Origin of the sequence: Shewanella submarina (genome assembly GCF_042646185.1) — a bacterium.
GTDB classification, from domain to species: Bacteria; Pseudomonadota; Gammaproteobacteria; order Enterobacterales; family Shewanellaceae; genus Shewanella; species Shewanella corallii.
The window spans coordinates 119040-144616 of record NZ_JBHRTD010000001.1 but is presented as its reverse complement, the minus strand read 5'-3'; the positions used below and the strand labels follow the sequence as shown (position 1 = coordinate 144616).

The following is a 25577-nucleotide window of genomic DNA, read 5'->3' as shown; positions in this document are numbered from 1 at the left end:
TTTCAACATGCTGTCAGCGCCCGACGGGACGAATGTCGGCATACAAAAAAGCCCGCTGCCAAAAGGCAACGGGCCACAAATTCTGGATATGGGACGCCTCGCCTTTCGGCAAGGTCTCACTGACAACGCCTGGTGCGTTGCCCTGCCACCGGGTACAAAATCATAGACTTGTACCGAGATTGACGACGACAGGTTGCCCGGCCAAAAAGTCCACAGCAATAGTTACTCCCCTTGTGACCGGGATTATAACTCCGCCACCACTCCCGGGATATTAATTTCGTTTCACCCGGCAAACCTTTTGCACGGATTTTCAGATCGAATAATCGATTTTACCTTCTGTGACCCAGACCCGGTTTAATGCTATAGTGCGCCGCATATGGAGATTACAGGTCTTTTTCCACATGAGTTTTAAGGATTTACGTAGTTTTATCAGTCACCTTGAGGCCAGCGGTGAACTCAAGCGGGTAACTTATCCCGTTGACCCGCATCTGGAAATGACGGAGATCGCCGATCGCGTACTACGCGCCGGTGGACCGGCACTCTTGTTTGAACACCCCAAGGGCCACGATATGCCCGTGCTGGCAAACCTGTTTGGCACCCCAAAGCGTGTTGCCATGGCACTGGGCAAGGAAGACCCTATCGCCCTGCGCGACGTGGGTGAGCTGCTGGCATTCCTGAAAGAACCTGAGCCCCCAAGAGGCTTCAAGGATGTGATCGCCAAGATCCCCATGTTCAAGCAAGCCCTGAACATGCCTCCCAAAACTGTTCGCAACGCCCCCTGCCAGGAAGTGGTGAAAACCGGTGAAGAGGTCGATTTGACCAAGCTGCCTATCCAGCATTGCTGGCCGGGCGATGTTGCGCCACTGGTGACCTGGGGCCTGACTATTACCAAAGGTCCACGCCAGAAACGCCAGAACCTGGGTATCTACCGTCAGCAACTGCTGGGCCCCAACAAGCTGATTATGCGTTGGTTATCTCATCGTGGTGGCGCACTGGACTTTGCTGATTTCAAACAGAAACACCCGGGTGAGAAATACCCTGTGGTGGTGGCGCTGGGCAGCGACCCTGTCACCATTCTGGGAGCGGTAACCCCTGTACCTGACTCCATGAGTGAATACGCCTTTGCTGGCCTGCTGCGTGGCGAACGCACTGAAGTGGTAAAAGCTCTCAGCTGCGATCTGGAAGTACCGGCCACCAGTGAGATCATTCTCGAAGGCTATATCGATCCTGATGAGCTGGCAGAGGAAGGCCCATACGGCGACCACACCGGCTACTATAATGAAACTGATATGTTCCCGGTGTTTACCGTGACCCATATTACTCACCGTAAAGATGCTATTTACCACAGCACCTATACCGGTCGTCCACCGGATGAGCCAGCCATGCTGGGTGTAGCACTGAACGAGGTGTTTGTGCCGATCCTGCGTAAGCAGTATCCGGAGATTGTGGACTTCTATCTGCCGCCCGAAGGCTGCAGTTACCGGATGGCGGTGATCTCCATCCGTAAACAGTACCCGGGACACGCCAAACGGGTCATGATGGGCGCTTGGTCTTTCCTGCGCCAGTTTATGTACACCAAGTTTATTGTGGTGGTGGATGAAGATGTAAACTGTCGTGACTGGCAGGATGTTATCTGGGCCATTACCACTCGCATGGATCCCAAACGGGATACTGTGATGATTGACAATACCCCCATCGACTATCTGGACTTCGCGTCTCCGGTCGCGGGTTTAGGGTCCAAAATGGGTCTGGATGCCACCAACAAATGGGAAGGCGAAACCGACCGTGAATGGGGCACCCCGATTGTGATGGATGAAGCCGTCAAACAGAAAGTCGATGCAATCTGGGATGAGTTGGGTATTGATGAAGCGCCGACCCTGTAAAAGGGTTCAGGCATAAACCTTCGGAGAAGAGGTAACAAGGAATCGAGATGAAGAACATTCGTTGTCAGATAGAAAAAATCACCCCATTCAATGATGCGGTGTATCAGGTGGTGCTTAAGCCAGAACAGCCGGTAGAGCACAAAGCCGGTCAGTATTTGCTGGTCGTGATGGGCGAAAATGACAAACGGGCGTTTTCCATCGCATCACCTCAGGGTGGCGATACCATTGAGCTGCACATTGGCGCGGCGGTCACCGAGTCCTACCCTATGCAGGTGGTTGAACGCCTGCGTAATGAATCCCATATTGAAATCCTGGCACCGGGTGGCGAAGCCTGGTTACGTCATGATGCCAAACGTCCACGCCTGATGATCGCAGGTGGTACCGGGTTCTCCTATATCAAGAGCCTGATTGAAGAGCAGATCCAACTGGGTCAAACCGTTGAAACGACGCTGTACTGGGGCTGCCGCACCAAAGACTCCATGTACTATGAGCAGATCGCCCGCCAGTGGCATGATGCACACCCCTGGTTGCACTTTGTGCCTGTGGTTGAAAAGGCTGATGAAGCCTGGGATGGCAAAGAGGGTAATCTGCTGGAGCAGATCAAGAAGGATTTTGTCAGCCTGAATGGCTACGACATCTATATCGCAGGTCGTTTCGACATGGTTGGCGCCGCGCGGGAAGTATTCCGTGAAATGGGTGTCGAAGAAGAGCACCTGTACGGTGATGCTTTCGCCTTTATTAAATAGGGCCATACCCAATATCCGAATACAGAAAAGGAAGCCAATGGCTTCCTTTTTTATTCTCGGCTAAGCCAGGCTTTCCCGGTACTTGGCGTCATCGGTAAAGACTCTGAGAAAGGCTGCAGGAATACAGGGAGCCAGGGGAGCATTGGCAGCTCTTAGCCCTTGCCGCAGAAAAGCGGAGTAACTTGCCAGCTCCTTGTCACCGGGACGGGCCATATTACAAAACCCCATGCTCCACTCTTCAAAATAACGCCGCTCTGCAGCCTCAAGAATCAGCAGATCGACCTTTTCATGGCGGCTGTCTTTGGCAATCTTCTCAAACAGCTCACAAATGGCGGCCTTGGCACCTTCCAGCACCTGCATAAAGCAACCATCCTGGTAAAGCAGCATGCCGGTAATCTCATTGGCTTTATTGGAGACCCTGGTCTTACTCAAGAGTTGAGTCAGGGTATCCGAGTTCATCCCCTCAGCTTCCCGACTGATATAGATTAAAAACGCCAGTGCATCATCCTTTAACACCGTACTCCCTCCCTGGATCTGACGATGAAATCACACTACCCATTAAGGAATAGCCTGACAAGGCGATTTCAGCAAATTTCAACCAAGAGAATGACCTTTTGAAACCTTGGCTGACATTGCTTAGTATTCGAGACTCAATTTTTTCTGGAGCCTGCTATGCAACTGACTGCCCTGACCCCGGCGATTTATCAACATATCTATCGGGATATCTATGAGTTTCGCGCCACCTTCGACCTACCGGTTGAAGATCCTGCTTCCCTCGACAGCAAGGCGGATACCCTGCACACCTCATTGATTATTGAAGAGCTGACGGAGTTGGCAGAAGCACCGGATAAGGTTGAGCAGGCCGATGCCATTGTCGATTCTGTTTATGTACTAATGGGACGTCAGGTACATCTGGGCGCTAAAACCATGGAAGACAATCTGGCAATCAGTTATCTGGTAGACCTGTTCCTGAATGTCGCACGTAACCTGGCTATCGACTTTATTCCCTGCTGGGACGAGGTGCACTCAAGCAATATGAGTAAGGTGTGCAAAGATGAGCAGGAGTACGCCGCCACAGAGGCTTTCTATGCGGAAAAAGGCATCGCCCTGACTGCCAGTCATAAAGGTGGCTTTATTATTGCCAAAAGCGCTAATGATGTGGAATTGGATGGCAAAACCATTCGCGCCGGTAAGGTACTCAAGAATGTGAACTACCGCCCGGCTGACCTGAAGCCATTGGTGTAGCTACAGGGATAAATTAACAAAAAAGCCCCGGGGACGGGTACCCCGGGGTGCTGCAACAGGCAAGCGAGGAGAGTGGAAGGTTGGGGAGCGATTTCTGACTTACATCAGAAGCGGTAATTCAATCCGAGATAAAACTGCTCAGACTTATTCAACTCAGTCGTTAAATTCATCTGCATATCATCAACAGTAGACTTTTCGTAATCCTGCTTCAGATATTTATAACCAAGCTCAACACTGGCAGCATTATTCAGTTTATATTCGAAACCTGTCTGTCCGCCGTAAACAAAATTATGCTGTGAACCCAGGTGTGACGCATTTACTTTTGAATAGGAGTAACCGGCACTGGCACCAATAAACCAACTGATGTTTGTCTGTCCCAGGGGCACCAAATAATCATAAGAAAGCAATATATTCTGTTGATTAAATCTGGCATCACCCAAATCTCCGACACGACCATCGTTATAGCTGTATGTGGTGTACACTCTATGCTGGTCAGTATCACCAAAGAATCGACCGAACTTCACATCATAAAATACGTCAGTCTCGCTGGTCCTGAAGTCGAAGTCTTCAGTTGCCATAGGGGTTGGCTGCGGGCTTGAGAGGTTTTCGTTAAAGCGATTCTTCTGCGCACCTATGCTGCCCCCAAGGAACCAATCATCGGCCATAGTGGGGAAAGCAAATGCAGTAGCAACACAGGAAAGCAAAGCAATATTTCTCAGTTTCATAGTTTTGTCCTCTAACTCAGTTTCGTTGAGTTAGAAATTAACGCTTAATTACTGAATGAATACTGAATAGCCAAACCTAAACAAAAACATTAATTCAAGCTTAAGGCAACTTTAAATATATTGTGTCGATATTAATTAAAGTTTCGAACTAAAAATAATGCTATCAAATATAACTCAGACAATTACAAAATACTTGAATGACCATTATCAACATAGCCAATAAATATGTGATCAAACTCAAACCCAATAAGAATGTTGTAATTAACTTTGGCAAATACAAAAAAGGCGTACATTTCTGTACGCCTTGGCGACTAATCACTCAGATCAGAGATCCAGCTTCTGGTACTTGGTCCAGGCAATAAAGTTACCCAAACGAGGCACAATCCAGACGGCAGTCTTGTCATTCTGGAATATCCGGTAGAAGTAAAGCTCGTCGTCCAGCACTTCATGTTTGCGGCTTTCGCGGAAGAAGTGCACCGCTGAAGAGCTAATCTCCTCAGGTTTGGTCAGAGTCTTCTGGGCCACCTTCACATGGAACACATCCACATCCATCTTGCCGATACGCCCCGCATACTGATCAAACTCACCCCGCAGACGGTATTTAATCGGCGTGGTCAGGCAATCTTCATCGGTCACGCACGAGGAGAAGTAAAAGGTGCCAGAGTCCTCTTCGTCGTAGATCAGCGACATGGTGATGTCATTACGGATCAGCAGTTCACCTGCCACCGGGAAATACACATCGGCGTGATAATTGTGCTCTGTCATTTCGCCACTTGCACCAATCCCCTGAGGCAACTGAATGCGGTTGTAGCGAATGCGGTTTTCCATCTCTTTGCTGAGTGGCACAAACTCCGACATGTTCAGGCCTGCAGGCTGATCATCGATAAGGGCAATATTGATAATGCCGTCACCGTTACAAGACTTAGGATCTTTACCGGGACACAGGGACATGGAGTAGTTATTGATATCCGCCATGGCGAAAGCACTGAAGTCCTTCATGCCCACCACATGATTACCTTCCGGGGCGATATGCTTCTGCCACCAGGAAGGATGCAGCTGCTCCTTGCCCACACGGTGAATAAGGTGAGCCTGCTCTTCCACACCACCGATATTCAACGGGATCTCTTTGCCCGCTTTCCAGTTGGCGCTGGCTTTAATCACCCCGTGGTAATCACTCATATACCAACCAGCTGCAATCAGCAGCAGGATGGCAAAAATACCCCCGGCTTTGGTGCGTAAAGAAACACTGACCAAAAGTTCACGGATCGACTCGGCATCCTTGATGGCCAGCATTTTGACATTGGATTGTTCAGAAATATGCAGCTGATAGCCGCGACGAGCCAGGGTTTTTAGCTGAACTTCGCTGTAGGGTTCAAGCTTCTTACGCAGGGTACTGACGCACTGAGTCAAAGAGGTCGGCGCCACCACACGTTCCGGCCAGCCAATTTCCAACAGCTCTTCTTTGGTCAACACCACATCCGGGTGCTGCAGCAAAGCTGCCAATACCGCGGCTTCAGAAAAGGTCAGTGCGATCTTGGTGCCGTGAAGGTGGTCAACCAGATGCTTTGCCTGTTCGTCCAATTCGAGATACGGAGTAACTTTCAACACTTTTCGCTGCCTGCAACTTGTCCTATAGGGTATCTTCCACATCCAGTGGGGATAACTAATTGAAATATTACTGGTTTTAAAAAGTCAGTCTGTGACTGCTTCCGCAAATCAACCACCCTCTAAAGAGGTATAAAAAGATCTGAAAATCCCAAAAAACTGGTTGCTAAACATGAAGATAAGTTAAGAGTAAAAAAAATACCCTATCAATACAGATCTCAATTCTGATAAAAAGCCGGGACATTCAGGGGAACTTTTTGCGCTTCAGTCGCCACAGGCTGATACAGCTCAAAGTCTGGAACTGAGTACTGAAAATTTATCAGAGAAGTGGCGCGAGCAGAAGCGGGACAGACACTGCCCCGCTGTTCACGAAAGTTAAAGCTAAAGTGTCTTGCGCACAAACCTCAGCTGGCAAATAGCCAGCAACGCCAATACCCAGCACAGCATCAGGGCATACAGGCTGCCCAGTCCCAGCCCGGTTTGACTCAATGCCGCCAGCGCACTCTGCCCGGCCTGAGGCCCCAGGTCCACCGTCAGCAAATTGAGCGCGCGGAAGATATCTGCAGGATTGGCCAGTATCATCAAATTCAGCGTCTGGCGACTGAGCACATCCGCCAGCGCCACCACAGTCGCCAACAGCGCCAAATCATAGATAAGCACCACCAAAAACCAGATAAACAGCAAGGCGCCCAAGGCTCTGGCTTTTTCACGCACACTCAAACTGATTAAATAGCCCAGCAGAATAAACACCATTGCCAGCAGCAGGCCGCTGGCAATAAAGTGACCGAAAGCCTGCAGCACCTCAGAGGCTGGCAGCTTGGTCGCCACCAGCAACAGGGCAATGGTGGGGCCAAATCCCAGCAAACAGGCCATGGCCAGCAGGCTGATATGGCCCAGGAACTTGCCCAGCAACATCTCCAGCTTGGTCACAGGGTAAGTCAGCATCAGCAGCAGAGTACCGGCTTCCTCCTCCCCGACAAAGGCATCATAACTCAGCAAAATCGCCGCGAGCGGCAGTAAAAATACCGACAGGGTCACCAGACCAGACAGTAAACTGCCCACTGAAGGCATATCCAACGAGCCTGAAATTGCACTGCCGCCAAAACTGACACACAGGGAGAGTACCAGCAGAATTAGGCTGATCATCAGCAGCCAGCGATTGCGCAAACTGTCGCGGATCTCTTTACCGGCAATAGTTAGGACTGGGTTCACAGCTCAATCCCTCCACTGCAGGTTGCCGAGTGCACCAGTGGCGACACATGGTGATGGAAAATATCGCTCAGAGAGGGCAGAGAAACAGACAAGTCGCAGATCTGCTTTTCCCGGATCAGGTAATCCAGCACTTGTTCGCGGCGGGAGAAATTCATCACCAGAGCGTCTTCACGTACAAATTCACTCAGGAAGGCATCACCGGCCACCCGCTTTGGCAGGTCGTCAAAGGCCACCCTCAATTGCAGATCGCAGCCCTGGCGCAACACTGACATATCGCCTTTGGCCAGCACCCTGCCCTTGCCTAAAATCAAAGCCTTATCCAACTCCTGCTCCACCAGCCCCAGCTCGTGGGTACAGACGATAACGGCACAACCGGCTTGCTTCAGCTCATTCAGTTTGCGATACAGGAACGCTGATGCCAGAGGGTCCAGACCAACAGTTGGCTCATCCAGCAGCAGCACCTTAGGTTCGGCCAGGGTGGCCTGTGCAAGCCCGAGGCGCTGGCGCATGCCCTTGGAGTAAGTCCTGACCTTTCTGTCCATGGCGTAATCCAGCCCGAACTCTTCCAGCAACTGTTTTACACTCTGGGCACCAATGCCTTTGAGGGCGGCAAAGTATTTCAGCAACTCAAAGCCGGTCATATTGTCGTAGAAGCTAACGTTCTCCGGCAGATAACCAATAGGCAGTGCCCGCTTCCCTCTTGAGTGCACAGGATTTTGCCCCATCACAGAGATCTCACCCTGGCTTGGCTCTATCAAACCCAATACCAGCTTGATCAGGGTCGACTTACCGGCACCATTGTGGCCCAGCAGCGCCAGCAAACGCCCTGCGCCCAATTCAAAGCTCACATCCATCAGGGCGGTATGGGCTTCACTGCCCCTGTGACTATAGGTTTTTCCCAGGCCAGAGGCCCGGATCACTGGCGTATCCACAACTTAACTCCGGTTGGTGGCAAGTACAGGCTCCACAGACTGGGCAGCCGGTACCATTAAAGGAAAGGAATCACTGACGCCACTTGTATTAGCAGGAGCGAATTGCCGCTCCACCCAGCGCAGCAGAGCAACCACAGGGCTGTCCATCAGGAGCTTGGCCTCAGGATAAATCCAGAACAGCTTATCCAGACTGTCATTGGGTCTGTGGGCGATATCACCTATGCCATCACGGTTGAAATCCCAGCCCTGATAATCGTCCCAGAAGTTACCCCTTCCCTCATGACTCCACTCAACCTGCTTGTCGCCCACATACTTCACCTGGGAGGTGTTGTTCATCAGGCTATTGTCCCAAAGCCGATTACCTTCGCCGCCCATAGCCAGATTGATGCCGGTATCGGTATCGGCAAACAGGTTGCCGTAGATTTGGTTACCGCCTGCACCATAGATAAAGATGCCCTTACCCTCGGTCATAATGGCGATATCCCCATTGGGGTTGCGACCGTGACGCACCTGATTGGCTTCAATGCGGGAGTCATGGGTCAGGTTCAGCAGAATGCCAAAGTCCAGGGTGTGTTCACTGGTATTGTGATGCAGATAGATGCGCTCCGAGCTCATCAGTGCCCAGGCGCCATCGAGATGTTCTGCATGGTTATGCCAGGCCTCATCATCCCAGGTGTACATATAGTGCAGACCATACTGCTGGTCGGTGAAAAAGTTATCGTGGGCAATGGATCTGTGTACCGTCTCCAGGTACACCCCATCCCGTACCTGCTTGAAATGGTTGTGGGCAATATAAGGGTCATTCACCCGCTTGAAGTAGATGCCGTCACCACGATCCAGCTTGTGCATCTTGTCATTGCCCGCGATGCGGTTGCGGGTAACCCTGGGGTTATTGAGGTTGTCGCCACGAATGCCAAAGCCGGAGCCGTGGAACTCACAGTTATCAATATGGGCATCATGGGCACCATCCATCAGCAACACACCCGAGTCCAGGTAGTAGCTGTCGGCACCATAGTTGAAGAATTTGAGATTGGAGATGGTGACGCCGGGCACTGTTACAGTAACCGTCGAGCCCTTACCACCCGCGTTAATCAGGGGGCGATTGCCTTCGGCGTCAATCTCGCCCGTCAGATGAATCGCGGTATTGACCTTATAGTTACCGGCATAACGACCGGGCTGCAGGGTAACAGTATCACCGGCTTTGGCACTGTCCAGCACCGCCTGCAGATCGTCATCAGGAGACACTGTCAGCTGGGCGGCTATTACAGGCACAGATACGACAGAGACCAATAGCAGCAACGCAAGAAGTAACGCCTTTAACCCAATCCTAAACCTGGATATCTCACGTCTTACTACGCCATAAAACAGGTCGAATTGAGCCAACCCACACCCTGTCATTGCCACCACATACTCCCTATCTGCGCAAACAAAATGCGCGGCACTCAGTCAGAGTCAGCGCATAGGCATACCCAAACCATCTGAAAATTTCGCACCCAGAGACTGCAGAATTGCGAGAACTGGACATAACGCGGATGGACAACTCACCCAGTTGTCTTCATGCAGTCTTCTACGATGAGTTTTAACGAACTTTATGCGGCACCATTGATTGCAAGAAATGACACCACCATGTCGTACAATCTCTGGCTTGCCTAAAATCCGTTAAATTCTCACTGACTGACGTTTTTCCAGAAAATTTGGGTATAGAAAAATTCAATTCGGGAAGCAGTGGCTTGTCAGGGCTATTTATCGCCGGCCAACAACTCCAGAGTAATCTCTTCAAACTTGAGTACCCGGCCACCGTATTCGCTGGCAAATTGCTCAGCGGCTTCCCGGCTGCTGAAGGGGGCCACTGCGGGTCCCATCACAGCTTTCTTGCTGGTTCCGTAAACATAATACGCTGATTCAGCATCGATAAATGCGGTGTCGCTCGGGTTTTGCCAATCTGTTTTAGCCGCATCATGTACGAATAAGTGGCCGATTTGACGCTGATTTTCCGTCTGCAAAGCAAAGTTGAACATATCCCGGCTGGAGCAGAATTTAGGGATGGTATCTGAGTCTTTCAGCGTCAGTTGTCCCTTGGGGCCAGGATACTTGGTAATGACCATGCCGCAGATATGGCAGCGGTCATGATCACCAATGGCAACAGGCTCAACTTTTTTTACCTCAGCCGTGCCTTCACTACAGGCAAACATCAGGGGCAACAACGCAAGGGCTAAAAACTTTTTCATGGCAGACTCAACTTGGCTCAGGGAGCCGACAAATCGGGAGAAATTGGGTGTCCGGTCTTTGTGGCGATTAGGGCGCCGAGGAGACCGGACTGGCAAGCAAAAGTAAGGCTGACAGGTAATGGCCTGGCAGCCCTAAGGTTAACAGTTAGATAGCGTACATCTGACCTGCGTACAGGATGAACAGACGCAGACACATCATCCCGGTCACAGCACATACGCCGGACAGGTAGAACGCCTGGGAAGAGTGGCTGAAGGTTTTGCCGGTGGCAAAGTTCAGCAGCAGTGGACCGGCAAAACCGATACCCACTACACCAACCCAGAATACGCTGGACCAGGTTCCTTCGGTGAAGGCAGCAAATGCAGCCTGAGCACCCGCGTTACCTGTCATCAGAGATACAGCGATCATAAAGATGAACAGGGCTTCGAAGAACATGATTGGCCATTCAGCGCCGTGCAGCAGTTTCATTTCGCTGGAGTGCAGGTCTTCACCGAACATACCCACAGCGATCATCTTGGCAGATGCCGCACCGGCAGACAGACCAGACGCAACAAACAGCGCAGGCAGTACTGAGGTGTTGATCAGCGGGAAGCGGATCAATGCGGAGATCAGGAAGCCTGTGTACGCACATACAGCCAGAGCCAACGCCAGAGTCAACATCTCAGCCGGACGGCGGATACCTTTCAGGGCATTGACGATTGGCAGCAGGAAGTTCAGCGCCTTGATGTCACGGATCTCTTCTTCCAGCGCCAGCAGTGCCAAAGCAGCCACCAGTGGGATGTAGAACAGCAGGGCGACCACACCGATACTCATCACTGAGTTCAGGTTGTAGAACACCAGAATTCGCCAGAAGAACAGCGGATTGGTCAAATCGAATACCAGACACACCATACCCAGCAGGATAGTTCCCAGAGCAACAATAGAAGCCGCCTTCAGGAAAGGTGTATTCTCGGTCTGGCCCTTGAAGAAGCGCAGACACAGAGCAATAGTCATGGCACCGCCGGAAATACCGGCGAAGAACAGATACACGGCGATTGGCCAGGGCCAGGCGACCCCTTCAGACAATCCCATGGTGAATTCAATAGTTCCGTCCATCTGTTATACCCCCAGTTTCACAATTGGGATGTAGCGCAGGCTGGGCTCAGTACCCAGGTGAGCTTTAATGCGCACTGAGTCTTTCACCGCCAGCAAACGGCTGACATAGGAGTTAGGGTCGTTGGCATCACCAAATATCAGTGCATCGTAACGACACGCCTGCACACACGCCGGCAGCTCGCCCTTGGACAGCTTGCTTTCCAGACAGAAGTCGCAGTTGTCCGCAACATCGGTCTTGGCGTTGATGAAACGGGCGTTGTACGGACAGGCAGTAATACAGTACTTACAACCAGCGCACTTGGAATCATCCATGGTCACCACGCCGGTTTTCGGATCTTTGTGAGCCGCACCGGTAGGACATACAGAAACGCAGGGGGCACTCTTACACTGCTGGCAGGAGACACGGACGAACTTACGTTCGCAGTTACACTCCATCTTGCCGCAATGTGGGCATGGCTGACCTTCCACACGACCGGACTGCTGCTCCAGAAGCACTTTAGACACACCTTCAGGCAGGTCGTTGGCTTTGTTACAGGCGCCTTTACAGTCGCCGCAGCCCACACATTTATTCTGGTCAAAGACCATGACGTAGTGAGGTCTGTTGATGCCATCTTCCTCCTCTTTAACCGATGTACAGCCTAATGGCGCCATCAGTAAAGAGCAGGCTCCGACACCTTTCAGGAACCTCCGTCTCTCTAGAATTTCACTCACAACATCCTCCATCTGTCGGCTTGCACCGACCATTATTTATCGTTGCGTCGTATGTGTTTATGTCCGGTGCCCTGGCAGTCTGAGCGAGACTTGCCACTGGCGTGCTCAGTGCTTGTTATCGGCGGCCGTTATAGCTCGCCTTTGGTCTGCGCTTTTGAAATCGCATTATTGATAGCTCTGTGATTGACGGCCTGGCGCTTATTGGTGAGCAGGATCTGCCAGTGCTCTATGGCCTTGGCGTACTGCCCTTTAAAGTAAGCGTCATTGGCCAGCAACATGCGGGTTTGCATCTCTTCCGGGAAGAGCGCCAACACCCTCGCGATGACAATGCCGGTTTCCGGAGCTATCGCTCTTTCATCCCGGTAGTACATGGCTGTGGCTTTGAGCCCCATCAACTCCGCATCTTCCCCGGTCAGGGTCAGCAAAGTATTCAGAGTCTCCACCGCATCCCGGTACATGCCACCCTCCATGTAGGAGTGCGCCAGATTCAGTAATGCGATCTCATTGTCGGGCATTTGGTCGACCGCCTGACGTCCCTTGGTGATTTCGGCTGCCACCAGGTAATCAATGTTGTCGTCCAGCACGCCCTTGTCCCAGTCGCTGAAGCGGCCTGTGGACTGGTAGATCCCCACACTGAGCAGCACCACAAACAGTGCCATTGCAGCAGGAAATCCGGGGGAGGCCTTGCTCAAGGCCGGAATCTCAGACTCGCCTGTCGGAGCGAGGGTAGCGGCTCTGCGTGTGTACTGCATGTGATGCGCCAGCAGCATGCCGCTGAACACCATCAACACACCCGCCAAACCTACTGCCAAACTGTTCATTCTGTTTCCCCTGAAATTGGTTTATTAAGCCTGGATTAGTGACCGGAACCCATTCCGCCCATACCCATTCCCATGCCCATACCGGCAGGCTTGTCTTTCTGTACTTCCACCTTCACCAGCTCGATATCGAATACCAGAGTGGACTCAGGAGGAATGGCACCGGCACCTTCGCTGCCGTAGGCCAGTGCAGGTGGCAGGGTAAAGCGGAAAGTAGAGCCTTCAGGCATCAGCTGCAGGCCTTCCTGCCAGCCGTCAATCAGGGTCATCATCGCCATACGGGCTGGCTTGTTCATGGTGTAGGTGGATTCAAACTCGGTGCCATCCAGCAGCTTGCCCACAAAGTTGAAGGTCACCACATCTTCCGGCTTTGGCTTATCACCATTACCCATGGTCATCACTTCGTACTGCAGACCGGAATCAGTCACAGTCACACCATCTTTCAGTTTGTTTTCAATCAGGTAGGCTTCACCCGCAGCCTTGTTCTCAGCCTGCAGCTTGGCAACCTGGGCTTCACGCTTGGCGTTCAGAAACTCCAGACGCTTGTTCAGCAGATCAACCACCTCTTCTTCGCTGATTTCAGACTGGTTTTTCAGGGCATCCACAAAGCCGGCTACCAGCACATCCATATTCACTTCAGCGCCCAGCTCAGTCTGGGTATACACCTGGTTGGACATATAGTTGCCTACAGAGGCACCCAGAGCATAAGACTCGCGCTCCAGATCATTGGTCAGGTCGGCGGCCATGGCGTTTGAACCCAATACCAGGGCGGCAACAGAAGCAATCAGGGTTTTCTTGAACATTTTCATCGACACTCTCTCTTTGGCTGCTGGCAGCTCTTGTAAATTCCCGGCAACCCGGCTGTGGGTGTTGCCGTTTGATTTGAGGTAGCCGACGCCACTGGGGGCAGGTGATGGCGTCGGCCGTTAACTAATTTGCGCTTGCAGATAATCAAGGTACTTCGTGGGGACGACCGGACATGCGCCAGCCGTAGATGCCGTCAGGCATCTGCAATACATTGGTGTAGCCCAGTTTCATCACTTCCCGGGCCGCCACGACACTGGCGGTGCACAGGCGGTTGGCGCAATAGAACACCATCTGGGCGTCTTTATTCTTTGGAAGTAACTCTCTCCAACTCTTTACGTTGAAAAAAACCGCGCCTGGGATAAAACCTTCAGCCCAGATCTCCAGCGTGTTTACGTCGAAAAAATAAACGTCACCTTGCTTATGCAGTGCTTCACCTTCCAGCAGACTAATGTATCTGGGGTTCAGGTCGTGCTGCACCGCAGGAGTCAGATCACCACCGGCACCGGCCAGACAGGTATTGGCTGTCATCAGCAGTACCAGAGAAGCGAAGAGCTGTTTGATTAACTTGGTCATTGTCTTTTCCGTCAGGGATTGATTGGTTTGGATAACAGCCCCGGTTTGGCAATGCGTCTGCCGGGGCTGGTGAGTTGGGCTGTGTCTGCCGGGGAGCCGCCCCGGGGTCAGACACAGCACCTGACTCATGCTCCTCTCACACTAAGGTGAGACTTACATCTTCTTGGCGGTCAGAGAGCCGTCGATGATTGCCTGTGCCTTGGTTACGTAAGACAGAGCAGCATCGATACGCTTCTTGGTGTAGCGAGGACCGTGAACACCCCATGAACCGTCGGCTTCCAGCAGGTCTACAGTTTCCTGAGCTTTCTCAGTCAGCAGGTAAACTTCGGACTTCTGGTCGTTGGTCAGCTTGGTCACTTCCATCAGCTGGTCGATGCGCTCGATAGCGGCAACAACCTGGGCATAGGTTTCCTTGATAGGCTTCTGCCACTTCTGAACTTCACCGTAGATTTCCATCTGGTCTTCGTAGTGCAGGCCAACTTCCAGTTCAGACTGGAATGGGCTGTGACAGCCTTTGTTGTCTACCACTGCGTGATCAGAGATCGCGGTGCGGGCACAGGACCACATCAGGTCGAGGTAGTAGTGACCAGCTTCGTCCTTGGCCATAGTCCAACCCTTCACAGAGGCATCACGTGGCTTGCCTTCAGGTGGATTCAGCATCTTGCGCTCTGGGTGAACGTCGATCTTCCAGGCGTGAGCCTTACGTACCGCGTCGAAACCAGCCATGTCTGGGTACTGAATACCGGCGAAGTTTTCACAGGAACCTGTGTTAGGCATGTGGCAGGAAGCACAGTCTTGATTCGCGTGAGTCTTGCTGTTGTCAGCAATCACTTTCTGCGCTTCGTGACAGTCCTGACAGTCTTTCTTCATGGCAGGCTTGGTGTACTCAGACTTCCAATCGTTACCGGTCACTTCGTGTGGGTCGTGACAGGTCGCACAACGCATACCCTTGTCATAGTGCATAGAGGCGAACATCTGCGAACCTTCGGTACCGCATGATGGGCAGGAAGACTTCATCTTCACGCCAAATGCGTATTCCAGCTTGTCGTCGCTGCCTTCAGCGCCAACCAGCTCGTCAACGAAGTTGAAACGCTGGTGACAACGTTCACAGTTGGATGGCATGCCACCACCGATACCACCATCCAGGTGACCACCGGCGCCGTGACACTCTTCACAGGCGATACCCTTGGAGATAGTGTGCTTGCGCAGCTCTTCCGGATTACCCAGAGCGGCGAAGAATTCATCCTTGCTCTTGAAGTCGAACTTAAAGGTGTGGCACACCTCACAGTAAGAAGACGCAGGCTGGAACAGGAACTCTTTCTCGTACTTGGCACCGTAAGAAGTCATACCCCACTGGTGAGAACTGGTAGGGCCGAACTCTTCCAGCTTGGTTGGGAACTCAGGGATGATTTTCTTGATTTCCTGAGCTTTTTCAGGGGTCAGCCATTCAGCCCAGCCACGGGAGAACTGGTTACCACCAGCTACCATGGTACCGGTACCGTCTTTCAGCAGACCGTCACGAATGTGATAAGTACCACGAACCAGCCAGGCGTCGATCAGACCGTACTTGGTACGTGGAGTACCAACGGTGGCGTAGATTGCGTCAGGAGTGATACCGTCTGGCAAAATAGAGGTATCTTTGGTTTCGTACATGGTCTGTTCCAGATCATTGTCCACCTCTGGGTGTTCACCAGGGAAACGAATGGTCTTGGCGTGACGAGAACGGCTCCACTTTTCGTACTGAGCAGCGTGACACTCACCACACTTCTCAGGGCCTACAAACTTGTTTGGATAGTCCAGAATAGATTTTTCACCCAGACGATACTGAATCGCCATTGGGCGGCCTTTGTACTTGGAGTACTTCTGGCTGTTACCTTGATCCAGATATTCTTCACCACGGTCAGAAATCTTATAGGTGCCCAACAGGCGACCTTCTTCATGGTATTTAAATACAGGGTGGTTTTGGAACAGGAAGTCAAACAGCTCTTTCTCCTGCACGATATAATCCTGCAGGGTCTTTACGCCTTTATCTGCTTCTGTCAGATCTGGGTTAGCGATAGTTTTCTGAGCAGAAACACCCATTTCTTTGGTGCCATAACCTGGTTCGCCTGGCTTGGCAGCAAGAGCGGAAGTGCTGGCTACCGCGCCAAAACAAAACAACACGCTGAGCGCTGTCTTGTGTTTCCATTGTTTCATCATTCACTCCTAACTTACATTAGTATTATTTTTGTCACTGAACCCGACAGTTCACCGAACGACATAAACACTTGAGCAAGGCCTATTCTTCACAGCCAAGGAATGAAAAACCTGAACTGGCGCACACTAATTTTTCGCTCACATATAACGACTTGTAAAACCCTAAAACCACCATTAAAAACAGCAACTTATGACCAACCACAAGATTTTATTTCAGTTCTGATTTTTAGCTTTTTATATCTAAAAGGCGTTTTACCCCTATTCAAAAATATAAAAAATCACAGTCTCAAAACTTGAGGTTTAGATTAATTAGGCAAGATCACATTAACCGCCGATCGCTTGGGATACGCTTTGCGCGTGATGTGAATTTGAAAACAGCAAAGGCTTATATAAAAGCGCGATTTTCGTCACACCACTTATCCAATCTGTACCGCTTACTTAATATTCGCCAATCAATATCATTTGCTTCGGCATATATAAGCTGGTGCACCGCACACTGTTATAGCTGGAAGAAACAATTGATTTGCCGGATGGCAGATTGACTGTATTCAGAAAGGATTAAGATGATTGCAGAAATCGGACACCTGCTGCTTATTATCAGCACAGCCTTAGCCTTACTTATGGCATTGGTACCTTTATATGGTGTCATGACCAATAATGGTTATCTGCGCAGTTACACCCGGGTACTCAGCTCCAGTGCCGCGATGGCTCTGGTCACCTCGGTATTGTGTCTGGCGTGGGGCTTTATCAGCGACGATTTCTCTATCAGCTATGTGGCCAACCACTCCAACACCCAGCTGGCCTGGTTTTATAAAATCGCCGCCGTCTGGGGCAGCCACGAAGGCTCCATGTTGCTGTGGGTAACCCTGATTGCCGTGTGGGGCGCCATTATTGCCCTGCAACACTACCAGGATGACCCTGACTTTATTGCCCGTCAGCAGGCCATTCTGGGGATGATCATCACAGGCTTTAACCTGTTTTTGCTGTTTACCAGCAACCCCTTTGCCCGCAACCTGCCCAATATTCCCATTGAAGGCCGCGACCTGAACCCGGTACTGCAGGATATCGGTCTTATCTTCCATCCCCCCTTACTGTTCCTGGGTTATGTGGGCCTGACCATTATCTTCGCCGCCGCCATGGCAGCTTTACTGGGCAGTAAGCTGGAAAAGCATCAGGCGGGCTGGCTGCGCCATTGGGTATTGATCGCCTGGGTATTCCTCACCGGCGGTAATGCACTGGGCTCCTGGTGGGCCTATAACGAGCTGGGTTGGGGCGGTTGGTGGTTCTGGGACCCGGTGGAAAACTCCTCCTTTATTCCCTGGCTGGTCGCCACTGCACTGCTGCACTCAGTCATAGTTACCGAGAAGCGCGACGGCCTCAAGCTGACCACACTATTGCTGTGTCTGCTGGCTTTCTCCCTGAGCTTGTTGGGTACCTTCCTGGTGCGCTCCGGCATAGTACAGTCGGTACACGCCTTTGCATCAGACCCTACCCGGGGGATGTCGATCCTCAGCTTGCTGATTATCTTTGTGGCCGGCGCCCTGCTGCTGTTTGCCCTCAAAGGTGAACGTTTCAAGCGCGCACTGGATTTTGAACTCATCTCCAAAGACAGCTTTATTCTGATGGGTGTTGCCATTTTGGTGGCTGCCGCCATGTCGGTGCTCTTGGGTACCTTCTATCCCCTGCTGTTTGAACTGGCAGGTCTGGGCACTATCTCGGTCGGTGCACCTTACTTTAATGCCATCTTTGTACCCCTAACCTTTGTCACTGTCGTACTTATGGGCATCACCCCTATGGTGCAGTGGCAGAAAGACAGAAGTCTGCAACTGAAACCCTTGCTGATATTGGCCGCCATCACTTTAGTGGGCGCCACCACTTTATGTGTCTTGCACAAAGAGCCGATGAACCTGTTCCTTTGGCTGGGCAGTGCCTCCGCCATCTGGTTGCTGGGTTGCCTGACCTTGAGTCTGTTTGCCTGTAAAGGTCAAAACCGTAAGTTCAGTCGCCGTATGCTGGGCATGTATATCGCCCACTTCGGAGCCGTGGTCTCCATTATCGGTGCCACTGCTATCTCCAACTATGAAGAGGAAGCCATGCTGCGCATGGGTCCGGGTCAGGGTAAGCCGCTGGGTGACTACATCTTTGTGTATGAAGCCACAGAGAATGTCGAATCCACCGCTTTTACCGCACTGCAAGCCCGCATTGCCGTGCTGGACGCCGATGAAACCCCGCTGGGCTATATCTTCCCGCAACGTCAGACCTTTAAGAGCAATGGCATGCAGATGTCCCAGGCCGGTATCGACCGTGGTTTCCTGCGCGACCTCTATATCTCCAAAGGTGTGCAGCTGTCCGACACTGAATATCTGGTGCGTATCAGCATCAAGCCCATGGCCTGCTGGATCTGGCTGGGTGGCGCTCTGATGATGATTGGCGGCCTGCTGTGTGCTCTGCCATCCCGTCGCCGGGTTAGCGCGACTGAATCACATCCTGCCCAACAGCCACTACTCGCAGGAGAATCTGCATGATTGCCCAAATGAAAAAACTGACGATTGCCTTGCTCGCGGCAATCGTCGTCTCCGGTCTGTTTATCGCTTCCAGCGAAGCGGCAATGGTGTACACCCCGGAGCAGAAGAAAAATCTCGGCTTTGAAATCGCCCGCGAACTGCGTTGCCCCATGTCGGTCAACCAAAGCCTGTTTGACTCCAATGCCCAGATTGCCAATGAGCTGAAAGGCCATATTTTCCGTCTGCTGGATGAGGGCAAAACCAAGGGCGAAATTATCGATTATCTGGTGCAAAGATACGGCGAGAAGATCCGTTATAGCCCGGGCCTGAGTGGCGGCACCGCCCTGCTCTGGTTTGGTCCTGCATTGCTATTGCTTGGCGGGATTGGCGGCTGTGTGCTGTTTGTCCGTCGCTCACGTCGTGCCGCATAAGTCGGCATTTGAAATTCACTTAATTCCAAGGAAGTCTGCTCAACATGATGAAGAAACTCCTGTCAGCCAAGAGCCTGGGTCTGAACCTGGGCGCAGGTCTGTGCCTGACCCTGGCCGCCGCCAGCGTAAACGCCAACACTCACACTCTGCAGAACAAGGCCTACCACACTGGTGAGCCTATTCCGAAAACCATGCAGATGACCGGCTTTATCGAAATGCAGCACGCCCGCACCGTAAAGGACATCGCCTTTACCGATCTTGAGGGTAACTCCGTCAAGCTGAGCGACTACCACGGCAAGCTGTTGCTGCTAAACCTGTGGGCGACATGGTGTCCTCCTTGTCTGCAGGAGATCCCGGCTTTGCAAAAGCTGAAGGCCAATAACAAGGGCAATCAGATTGAAATCGTGTCTCTGTCTATCGACGAGCATCCGGAAAACATTCCGGCCTTTATGGAAGAGCATGGTTTTAAGGATTTTGAATCTCTGACCGACCCAACCAAGAAGGTTGAGCAGATCATGCCAGCGAACGTGGTACCTGCCACCTACGTATTTGACGGCGCCGGTAACCTGGTGGGCTTTATGCGCGGCTTCCTGCACTGGGATGACAAAGGCGTACAGCCGTATTTGGATAAGTTGATTGCCAAATATGCTAATAAGACTTCCGCCAAGTCTTAATCTGGCTTTAATTGTGTCACCATCGGTGCGGGATCGTGCTTGCCAACGATGGTAGCATTTGGGATGCCAAGCTTCGCTTGGCTGAACGTTTGGGAGTTTCACTCCTGGTGTTGAGGTTACTCTTACCTTCGGCAGGGATTAGCCAAGCTGCGCTTGGCCGAAGTCGTGGAGCTTCGCCCCACACCCGACCAAAAGGGGATCTACAGCAATCCCCTCTTGGAACTCCCTTACCGCCCCAGACGGTGCCGACCCCCCCTCGAATTTATAATGAAAATAGCTACCGGCTCAGACGCTCGTCCATGATTCGACGAGCCTGCTTCGACATCCATGTCGAAGCCACGCGATTTTCATCAACATTCTTCGGCGGCACCGATGGGGAGATGGTGTATCCCTCCAATTCGCGGGTGCCCCTTTTCTGTTTAGAGTAGTTGCTCATCACTAAACCGGCATGGTTATGCTGACCTACATTTTCTAATGTTATTTTTTGGGGGGACTCCCCCCTGACTTAACATAATGGTGATTGGACGCATAAGCGGATCATGGTTCGCGCCAGGTAGCTGCCCAACGCGCCAAAAAGACACAAAAAAAGCCGCGTGGTTGGCGGCTTTCTTTGGTTTACATGTTCCCATTATGTGTTGGTAGCACTGAATGGGAACGGTGACGTGCACCTCTTAAGACAATTTCATCATATGCATAGCCATATGCTATTGCAATAAAAGCTATGTTTTTTAGATAGCGGTAGAAAAATGTTAATAGTCATATTATCATCGTAAGGTCTTGAGAAAAGTACAATAAAACGTCGCCAATAGGTCATTCTGAAAGTGGAAGACCAATCCTTACTATTGCCAGGAACATTTGAATAGGAGACATCCTTCATTTAGTTTCCAGCGATTAACATCAAGGATTTCATTCCCACAGAAAACGGTCACGGATGCCGAAAATGATCTGTTCATGGAAGTATCTAAAAAACCTACCTCTTGCCTTGGGTGGTGCCGAGGCGATGTCTTAACCCTTAGGCTGACGTGTACCTCTTAAGACCAGGTCGTTCCACTTGTGAGGGCATGTAAAGACAGCTTGTGGGAACGTCAGCCTCCAATACGGAGGACAGCGTTATGGTTGAGACACTGATTATCATCTCTCTAATACTGCGAATTGCGTTAACCGTTAAACAACTGTTGACCTAAACCTGCAGCACCATCCCGTTAAGATAGGGGGAGGGTAACCCCCTCCCCCCTTCTTTAAAACTTCCGCCACTCCCAGTGGCGGGACTATCTCGCTCTCTTGCAAGGCCCACAATCCCCGCCTTGATTGTCTGGCAGCTTATTCCAGGTCTAACAGCTGCAAGGTCTTGCTGTACTTCCTATAGACCCACGCGGCCCCATTCCTAACCAACTCAGCATTACCCCAAATAAAAAGGCAGGACACTCATAGCTTTTTCATAGCGCGAGAGTGGAAGGTTGCACCTAGTCCCCGTCCGGAGTTGCCGGAGGGATTAGGGCGCAATAGTGGATGCTGTCATGGATGACAGCATAAGTGCCGCTGAGCCATGGGCGAGTGTCGCGCAGCGGTGAGCTTTCGAGCGAGAGGCAAGGATTGCCGAACTGGGAAGCAAGTACATGGATGTACTTCGGCGAATCGGCACTGGTCACGTACATTGCAGGCTGATCACGATGGATTCACAACTTCGGTTGGGGCGGCAAGGGAGATGCAAAGTGCGAATGCTTGCCTATGGTAAGCGAGTTTATGAGCGCGAAACAGGGATGTTGAGCTGGCTGTTGTACAAGGACGTATTTCTCCGCAATGTTCTGCCAAGCGAAACTTGGATAATCGACTTTAAAACTGCGACCGCCATCCCTTCCCATTAGACACTACCAATTACATTCGCTAGCTTAGATTCCATCCGTGAGATGTCCGGTTTGCTGGTATGGAGGTGCTTTGATATGAAACAGTTCAGTTTACTCATGCTCTTGCTGCTTCCGGGTTACGGCTACGCATGCTCGTGCGCAGATCTGAGTCTGAAAGGCACAGTTGAAGGTGCTGATATTATTTATATTGGAGAATTGAAGTCTGCAGAGCTTGTTTACCCTGAATCATACGACGGTTGGCATCAGGTTCAGGGGCATCTACAGGTAAAAGATAGAATAAAAGGATACGCCCCGGACATTGACCTGATCCAAACTGGCACTGGTGGCGGTGATTGTGGGGTTATGATGACCATAGGCCGGGAGTACCTAATCTTTAAACGCAAAAATGATATCCGCATTGGCATTTGTGACGGTTCAAAACAAATCGATGGTCATAGAGACACAGCCAGAATCGAAAGAATAAAGCACTACACTTACGTGCTAAAAGAACATCGCTCTGGAAGATTATCTTTAAGCTCTGGATTAATGTAAGCCTCCATTAGCAGGTATTTGTTTTTTCCATCCGATAACTCTAAGTTTACATTCCTTTTACTTCCACCTATATGAGACTCTGCCCAATTAGGCCATTCTTTCAATACTCTGCCTGTAACCGTAAATTCATGGCTATTGCCTATACTTTTCATAAACATGGTATTCTTTATAGGCATTAGATAACCAACAATTCCATTATCCATCTTAAAGTCATGGCCATTCCCTTCTCCAGATAATAGCCAAACAAAAGCACCTTGGTTATATGGTGATGGTGGGAATAAATCTAACGGAGTTACTTTAAAGCTAGGGAAGCATTCTGACTCAATAACTTGGTCACTGATAATATCTGTGCATGACACTAATAATAACGACAATAAAATAATTTTTTTCATTAGCCGATTTATCCTTGAATATATAGAAAGCACTGGTCCAATACTGGAGCTTGGCTTTCGTTCGAGTATTTTAACGAAAAAAACTCAAGTGGAGAGTATTGGAACGCCGTTACTGTTCTTGTTGAACGAAGCCGCTACGCGGCAGAAAAAGCCATTCGCTCTTGCCATCCTGAATACTGAACTGGATTGACCACCTCGGTCGTCAATCCAGGAGTATTACCATGAACACATCCAAACAACAACGCTTTGACAACTTATATCAGCAACATCTTATCAACCCCGGGCTTGTTCAACAACCGGGGTAAGGACGCGGCTGCGCGCGGCCGAACCTTATTTGTTATGTGTTTATTACCTAATGACTTTTTCTATTGCTGTTATACAAAATACGTCAAAGCGCTCACTATTCTTTTTGGAGTTAGGAATTTTTGGCCCAATTCCCTCTAGCGAAAGGTAAGTTAAACGAATATGCGAGTTTAGTAAGGAAATCGGGAAATATTCATCAAAGCAACCAGTATACTCACTATAGCGAGACGGATCTGGCCGAAAAAACTCAATATAACTTTATAACTTGGCCACCCCAAATTATTTGCGGTCTTTAAGGAAAGGATAGGACACCCATATCTTTTTAAGTACATAAGAATTTAAGGTTACATCTAGTTCCTGTCCGGAGTTGCCAGACGACTGCATGGATGCAGAAGGTAGAACAAAACAGGATGCCAGAGTCGAGGGAAATGGCTTCAATGGAGGGTCCCGTCATAAATGACGAGGCAGCCACCGCTGATACAGGACGAGTATCGCGCAACGATAAGCTTACGAGCGAGAGGCAGGGATGCCGATCGGGCTGTTTTACAAGGACGTATTTGTCCGCGATGTTCTGCCAAGCGAAGCTTGGATAACCAACTTTAAAACTGCGACCGCCATCCCTTCCCATTAGACACCACCAATTCCATTCGCTAGCTTAGATTCCATCCGTGAGATTTCTGATTTGCTGGTATGGAGGTGCTTTGATATGAAACAGTTCAGTTTACTCATGCTCTTGTTGCTTCCAGGTTATAGCTACGCATGCTCGTGCGCAGATCTGAGTCTGAAAGGCACAGTTGAAGGTGCTGATATTATTTATATTGGAGAATTGAAATCTGCAGAACTTGTTTACCCTGAATCATACGATGGCTGGCATCAGGTTCAGGGGCATCTGCAGGTCAAAGATAGAATAAAAGGATACGCCCCGGACATTGACCTGATCCAAACTGGTACTGGTGGCGGTGACTGTGGCGTTATGATGACCATAGGCCGGGAATATCTGATCTTTAAACGCGAAAATGATATCCGCATTGGCATTTGTGACGGTTCAAAACAAATCGATAGTCATAGCGACAAAGCCAGAATCGAAAGAATAAAGCACTACATTCAGAACGGTAGTATTACAGGTAACGAGTAGCTTTAGCCCAGCAATCCAACTCAGTGAACAGCAAAAAAGATAACTTATTGAATTCCACCTCAGTGGAAGGTTGCACCTAGTCTCCCTCGAAGTGGCCGAAGGGGATGGGCTCAAATGCCGTGGGCGAGGCATGGATGCCGAGTCAGCGCCAGTCGAATCATGGACGAGCGTCTGGTGCGATAGGTAATTTGAACCTAATCACCGAGGAGATTTCCACTTCGCCGGGAGTCGATGGGGGATTGGATAAGGGGGCCAGCCGAAACGGTCCCCTTTCCCCGGGTGTGGGTTGGAGACCCACGACTTTCGCCGCTGAAAGCGGCATGTTCCGCCAGGGACAAAACATTAGAACGCCAGTTCGGCCAAGCAAAGCTTGGCTTATTCCACCAGCGGGTTAACCTGAGCCTCAGGTTCCGACGCCACAGTTTCAGACTCCACCACCTCGCAGGCCCCCTGCTCTGCCACAGCTGCCAACCTCTCACGTTCAGCTTTGCTGACATATTTAGGCTTATTACTGCCATGCAGTTTGGCTTTCTTCTTTTTGTCTTTGGCAATCAGCGTCTGATTGATTTTCTTTCTGCGGTTCATGGCTTCACATCTCACTAAAATTTTCGGACTGAGCTTGAGTGCTTTTAGCCAGGCATAAAAGGCAGTGTCTCAGCGCTGTGTCGGCTGTCGTTTTTGGGCGACAGATGACGAAAAATCGGCGCACTATAGCAGCAATATCACTGCCATTAAACGCTCCTGGCAGCAGTTCAAATCAAAATTTATGCTGACATCTTGCTGCTTATCTTTTCTTCAATCAGAATACGCGTCCCAGCTAAAGCCCCTCAAATATGCGGTTTTTTGCAGTAATAACAGACAAACGTAATAGAGTTCGACGCCAGCAAATGTAAGCACACACTTCCAACAAGACCCCAAACTTATAAGACTTCAATATCCATATAGCGAAAAAACAATGCGATTCGTTC

23 protein-coding genes are annotated in these 25577 nt (G+C 50.6%); 8 read left to right on the top strand and 15 right to left on the bottom strand.

The features are described 5' to 3' along the window. Positions 1-401: 401 nt before the first annotated feature. Both ubiD and fre read left to right on the top strand, forming a co-directional pair. Positions 402-1883 (top strand): 4-hydroxy-3-polyprenylbenzoate decarboxylase, encoded by a 1482-nt coding sequence (gene ubiD, locus ACFOE0_RS00665; RefSeq protein ID WP_248936498.1) that lies wholly within the window; start codon positions 402-404, stop codon positions 1881-1883. Positions 1884-1930: 47 nt separating this feature from the next. Further along, the gene (gene fre, locus ACFOE0_RS00660; RefSeq protein ID WP_248936497.1) at positions 1931-2629 is read left to right on the top strand and encodes an NAD(P)H-flavin reductase; all 699 of its coding nucleotides are present in this window, start codon (positions 1931-1933) and stop codon (positions 2627-2629) included. Between the two features lie 60 nt (positions 2630-2689). Here fre and ACFOE0_RS00655 read toward each other — a convergent pair whose 3' ends face one another. After that, the gene (locus ACFOE0_RS00655) at positions 2690-3145 is read right to left on the bottom strand and encodes a BLUF domain-containing protein (RefSeq protein ID WP_248936496.1); all 456 of its coding nucleotides are present in this window, start codon (positions 3143-3145) and stop codon (positions 2690-2692) included. Between the two features lie 156 nt (positions 3146-3301). Between ACFOE0_RS00655 and ACFOE0_RS00650 the strand changes: the two genes are divergently transcribed. Further along, positions 3302-3874: a nucleoside triphosphate pyrophosphohydrolase family protein gene (locus tag ACFOE0_RS00650; protein ID WP_248936495.1), complete on the top strand. Its 573-nt coding sequence runs from the start codon at positions 3302-3304 to the stop codon at positions 3872-3874. Positions 3875-3978: 104 nt separating this feature from the next. Here the strand turns inward: ACFOE0_RS00650 and ACFOE0_RS00645 are convergent, their stop codons facing one another. From ACFOE0_RS00645 to ACFOE0_RS00590, 12 genes are all read right to left on the bottom strand, one after another. Continuing rightward, positions 3979-4599, bottom strand: coding sequence for an outer membrane beta-barrel protein (locus ACFOE0_RS00645; protein WP_248936494.1), 621 nt, complete (start codon positions 4597-4599; stop codon positions 3979-3981). A gap of 324 nt (positions 4600-4923) precedes the next feature. Further along, positions 4924-6207: a winged helix-turn-helix domain-containing protein gene (locus tag ACFOE0_RS00640; protein WP_115137510.1), complete on the bottom strand. Its 1284-nt coding sequence runs from the start codon at positions 6205-6207 to the stop codon at positions 4924-4926. A 378-nt stretch (positions 6208-6585) separates the two neighbouring features. Next, positions 6586-7416 (bottom strand): ABC transporter permease, encoded by an 831-nt coding sequence (locus ACFOE0_RS00635; protein ID WP_248936493.1) that lies wholly within the window; start codon positions 7414-7416, stop codon positions 6586-6588. Then, entirely contained in the window at positions 7413-8348 is a 936-nt protein-coding gene (locus ACFOE0_RS00630) for an ABC transporter ATP-binding protein (protein WP_248936492.1), read from the bottom strand. The genes ACFOE0_RS00635 and ACFOE0_RS00630 overlap by 4 nt, the downstream gene beginning before the upstream one ends. A 3-nt stretch (positions 8349-8351) precedes the next feature. After that, positions 8352-9746 (bottom strand): nitrous oxide reductase family maturation protein NosD, encoded by a 1395-nt coding sequence (nosD, locus tag ACFOE0_RS00625; protein WP_248936707.1) that lies wholly within the window; start codon positions 9744-9746, stop codon positions 8352-8354. A gap of 341 nt (positions 9747-10087) precedes the next feature. Further along, positions 10088-10576, bottom strand: coding sequence for a nitrous oxide reductase accessory protein NosL (locus ACFOE0_RS00620; RefSeq protein ID WP_248936491.1), 489 nt, complete (start codon positions 10574-10576; stop codon positions 10088-10090). A gap of 145 nt (positions 10577-10721) precedes the next feature. After that, positions 10722-11669: an NrfD/PsrC family molybdoenzyme membrane anchor subunit gene (nrfD, locus tag ACFOE0_RS00615; protein ID WP_248936490.1), complete on the bottom strand. Its 948-nt coding sequence runs from the start codon at positions 11667-11669 to the stop codon at positions 10722-10724. Positions 11670-11672: 3 nt separating this feature from the next. Further along, entirely contained in the window at positions 11673-12380 is a 708-nt protein-coding gene (locus ACFOE0_RS00610; protein WP_115137627.1) for a 4Fe-4S dicluster domain-containing protein, read from the bottom strand. 128 nt (positions 12381-12508) lie between these two features. Next, positions 12509-13201: a tetratricopeptide repeat protein gene (locus ACFOE0_RS00605; protein WP_248936489.1), complete on the bottom strand. Its 693-nt coding sequence runs from the start codon at positions 13199-13201 to the stop codon at positions 12509-12511. A 35-nt stretch (positions 13202-13236) separates the two neighbouring features. Then, a complete protein-coding gene (locus ACFOE0_RS00600; protein ID WP_248936488.1) occupies positions 13237-14007 on the bottom strand; it encodes an FKBP-type peptidyl-prolyl cis-trans isomerase in 771 nt (256 codons plus the stop codon). 142 nt (positions 14008-14149) lie between these two features. Beyond that, on the bottom strand, positions 14150-14578 hold the full coding sequence (locus ACFOE0_RS00595; RefSeq protein ID WP_248936487.1) for a rhodanese-like domain-containing protein: 429 nt from the start codon (positions 14576-14578) through the stop codon (positions 14150-14152). Between the two features lie 153 nt (positions 14579-14731). Then, complete coding sequence (locus ACFOE0_RS00590) at positions 14732-16774, bottom strand: multiheme c-type cytochrome (RefSeq protein ID WP_248936486.1); 2043 nt, start codon at positions 16772-16774, stop codon at positions 14732-14734. A 563-nt stretch (positions 16775-17337) separates the two neighbouring features. Between ACFOE0_RS00590 and ACFOE0_RS00585 the strand changes: the two genes are divergently transcribed. From ACFOE0_RS00585 to ACFOE0_RS00570, 4 genes are all read left to right on the top strand, one after another. Continuing rightward, positions 17338-19299, top strand: a complete 1962-nt coding sequence (locus ACFOE0_RS00585; protein ID WP_248936485.1) for a heme lyase CcmF/NrfE family subunit — start codon at positions 17338-17340, stop codon at positions 19297-19299. Continuing rightward, positions 19296-19709 (top strand): cytochrome c-type biogenesis protein, encoded by a 414-nt coding sequence (locus ACFOE0_RS00580; protein ID WP_248936484.1) that lies wholly within the window; start codon positions 19296-19298, stop codon positions 19707-19709. The genes ACFOE0_RS00585 and ACFOE0_RS00580 overlap by 4 nt, the downstream gene beginning before the upstream one ends. Positions 19710-19753: 44 nt before the next feature. Next, a complete protein-coding gene (locus ACFOE0_RS00575) occupies positions 19754-20383 on the top strand; it encodes a TlpA family protein disulfide reductase (RefSeq protein ID WP_248936483.1) in 630 nt (209 codons plus the stop codon). Between the two features lie 1940 nt (positions 20384-22323). Next, positions 22324-22779 carry a hypothetical protein gene (locus tag ACFOE0_RS00570; RefSeq protein ID WP_248936482.1) on the top strand — a complete coding sequence of 152 codons (456 nt, stop codon included), beginning with the start codon at positions 22324-22326 and terminating at the stop codon, positions 22777-22779. Here ACFOE0_RS00570 and ACFOE0_RS00565 read toward each other — a convergent pair. Further along, the gene (locus ACFOE0_RS00565) at positions 22722-23171 is read right to left on the bottom strand and encodes a hypothetical protein (RefSeq protein ID WP_248936481.1); all 450 of its coding nucleotides are present in this window, start codon (positions 23169-23171) and stop codon (positions 22722-22724) included. The two genes, ACFOE0_RS00570 and ACFOE0_RS00565, sit on opposite strands and share 58 nt — an antisense overlap. Positions 23172-24180: 1009 nt before the next feature. Here ACFOE0_RS00565 and ACFOE0_RS00560 point away from each other — a divergent pair. Next, positions 24181-24609, top strand: coding sequence for a hypothetical protein (locus ACFOE0_RS00560; protein WP_248936480.1), 429 nt, complete (start codon positions 24181-24183; stop codon positions 24607-24609). 375 nt (positions 24610-24984) lie between these two features. On the opposite strand, the gene ACFOE0_RS00555 is transcribed toward ACFOE0_RS00560, so the two are convergent. Next, a complete protein-coding gene (locus tag ACFOE0_RS00555) occupies positions 24985-25194 on the bottom strand; it encodes a DUF2986 domain-containing protein (RefSeq protein ID WP_248936479.1) in 210 nt (69 codons plus the stop codon). Between the last annotated feature and the right edge of the window lie 383 nt (positions 25195-25577).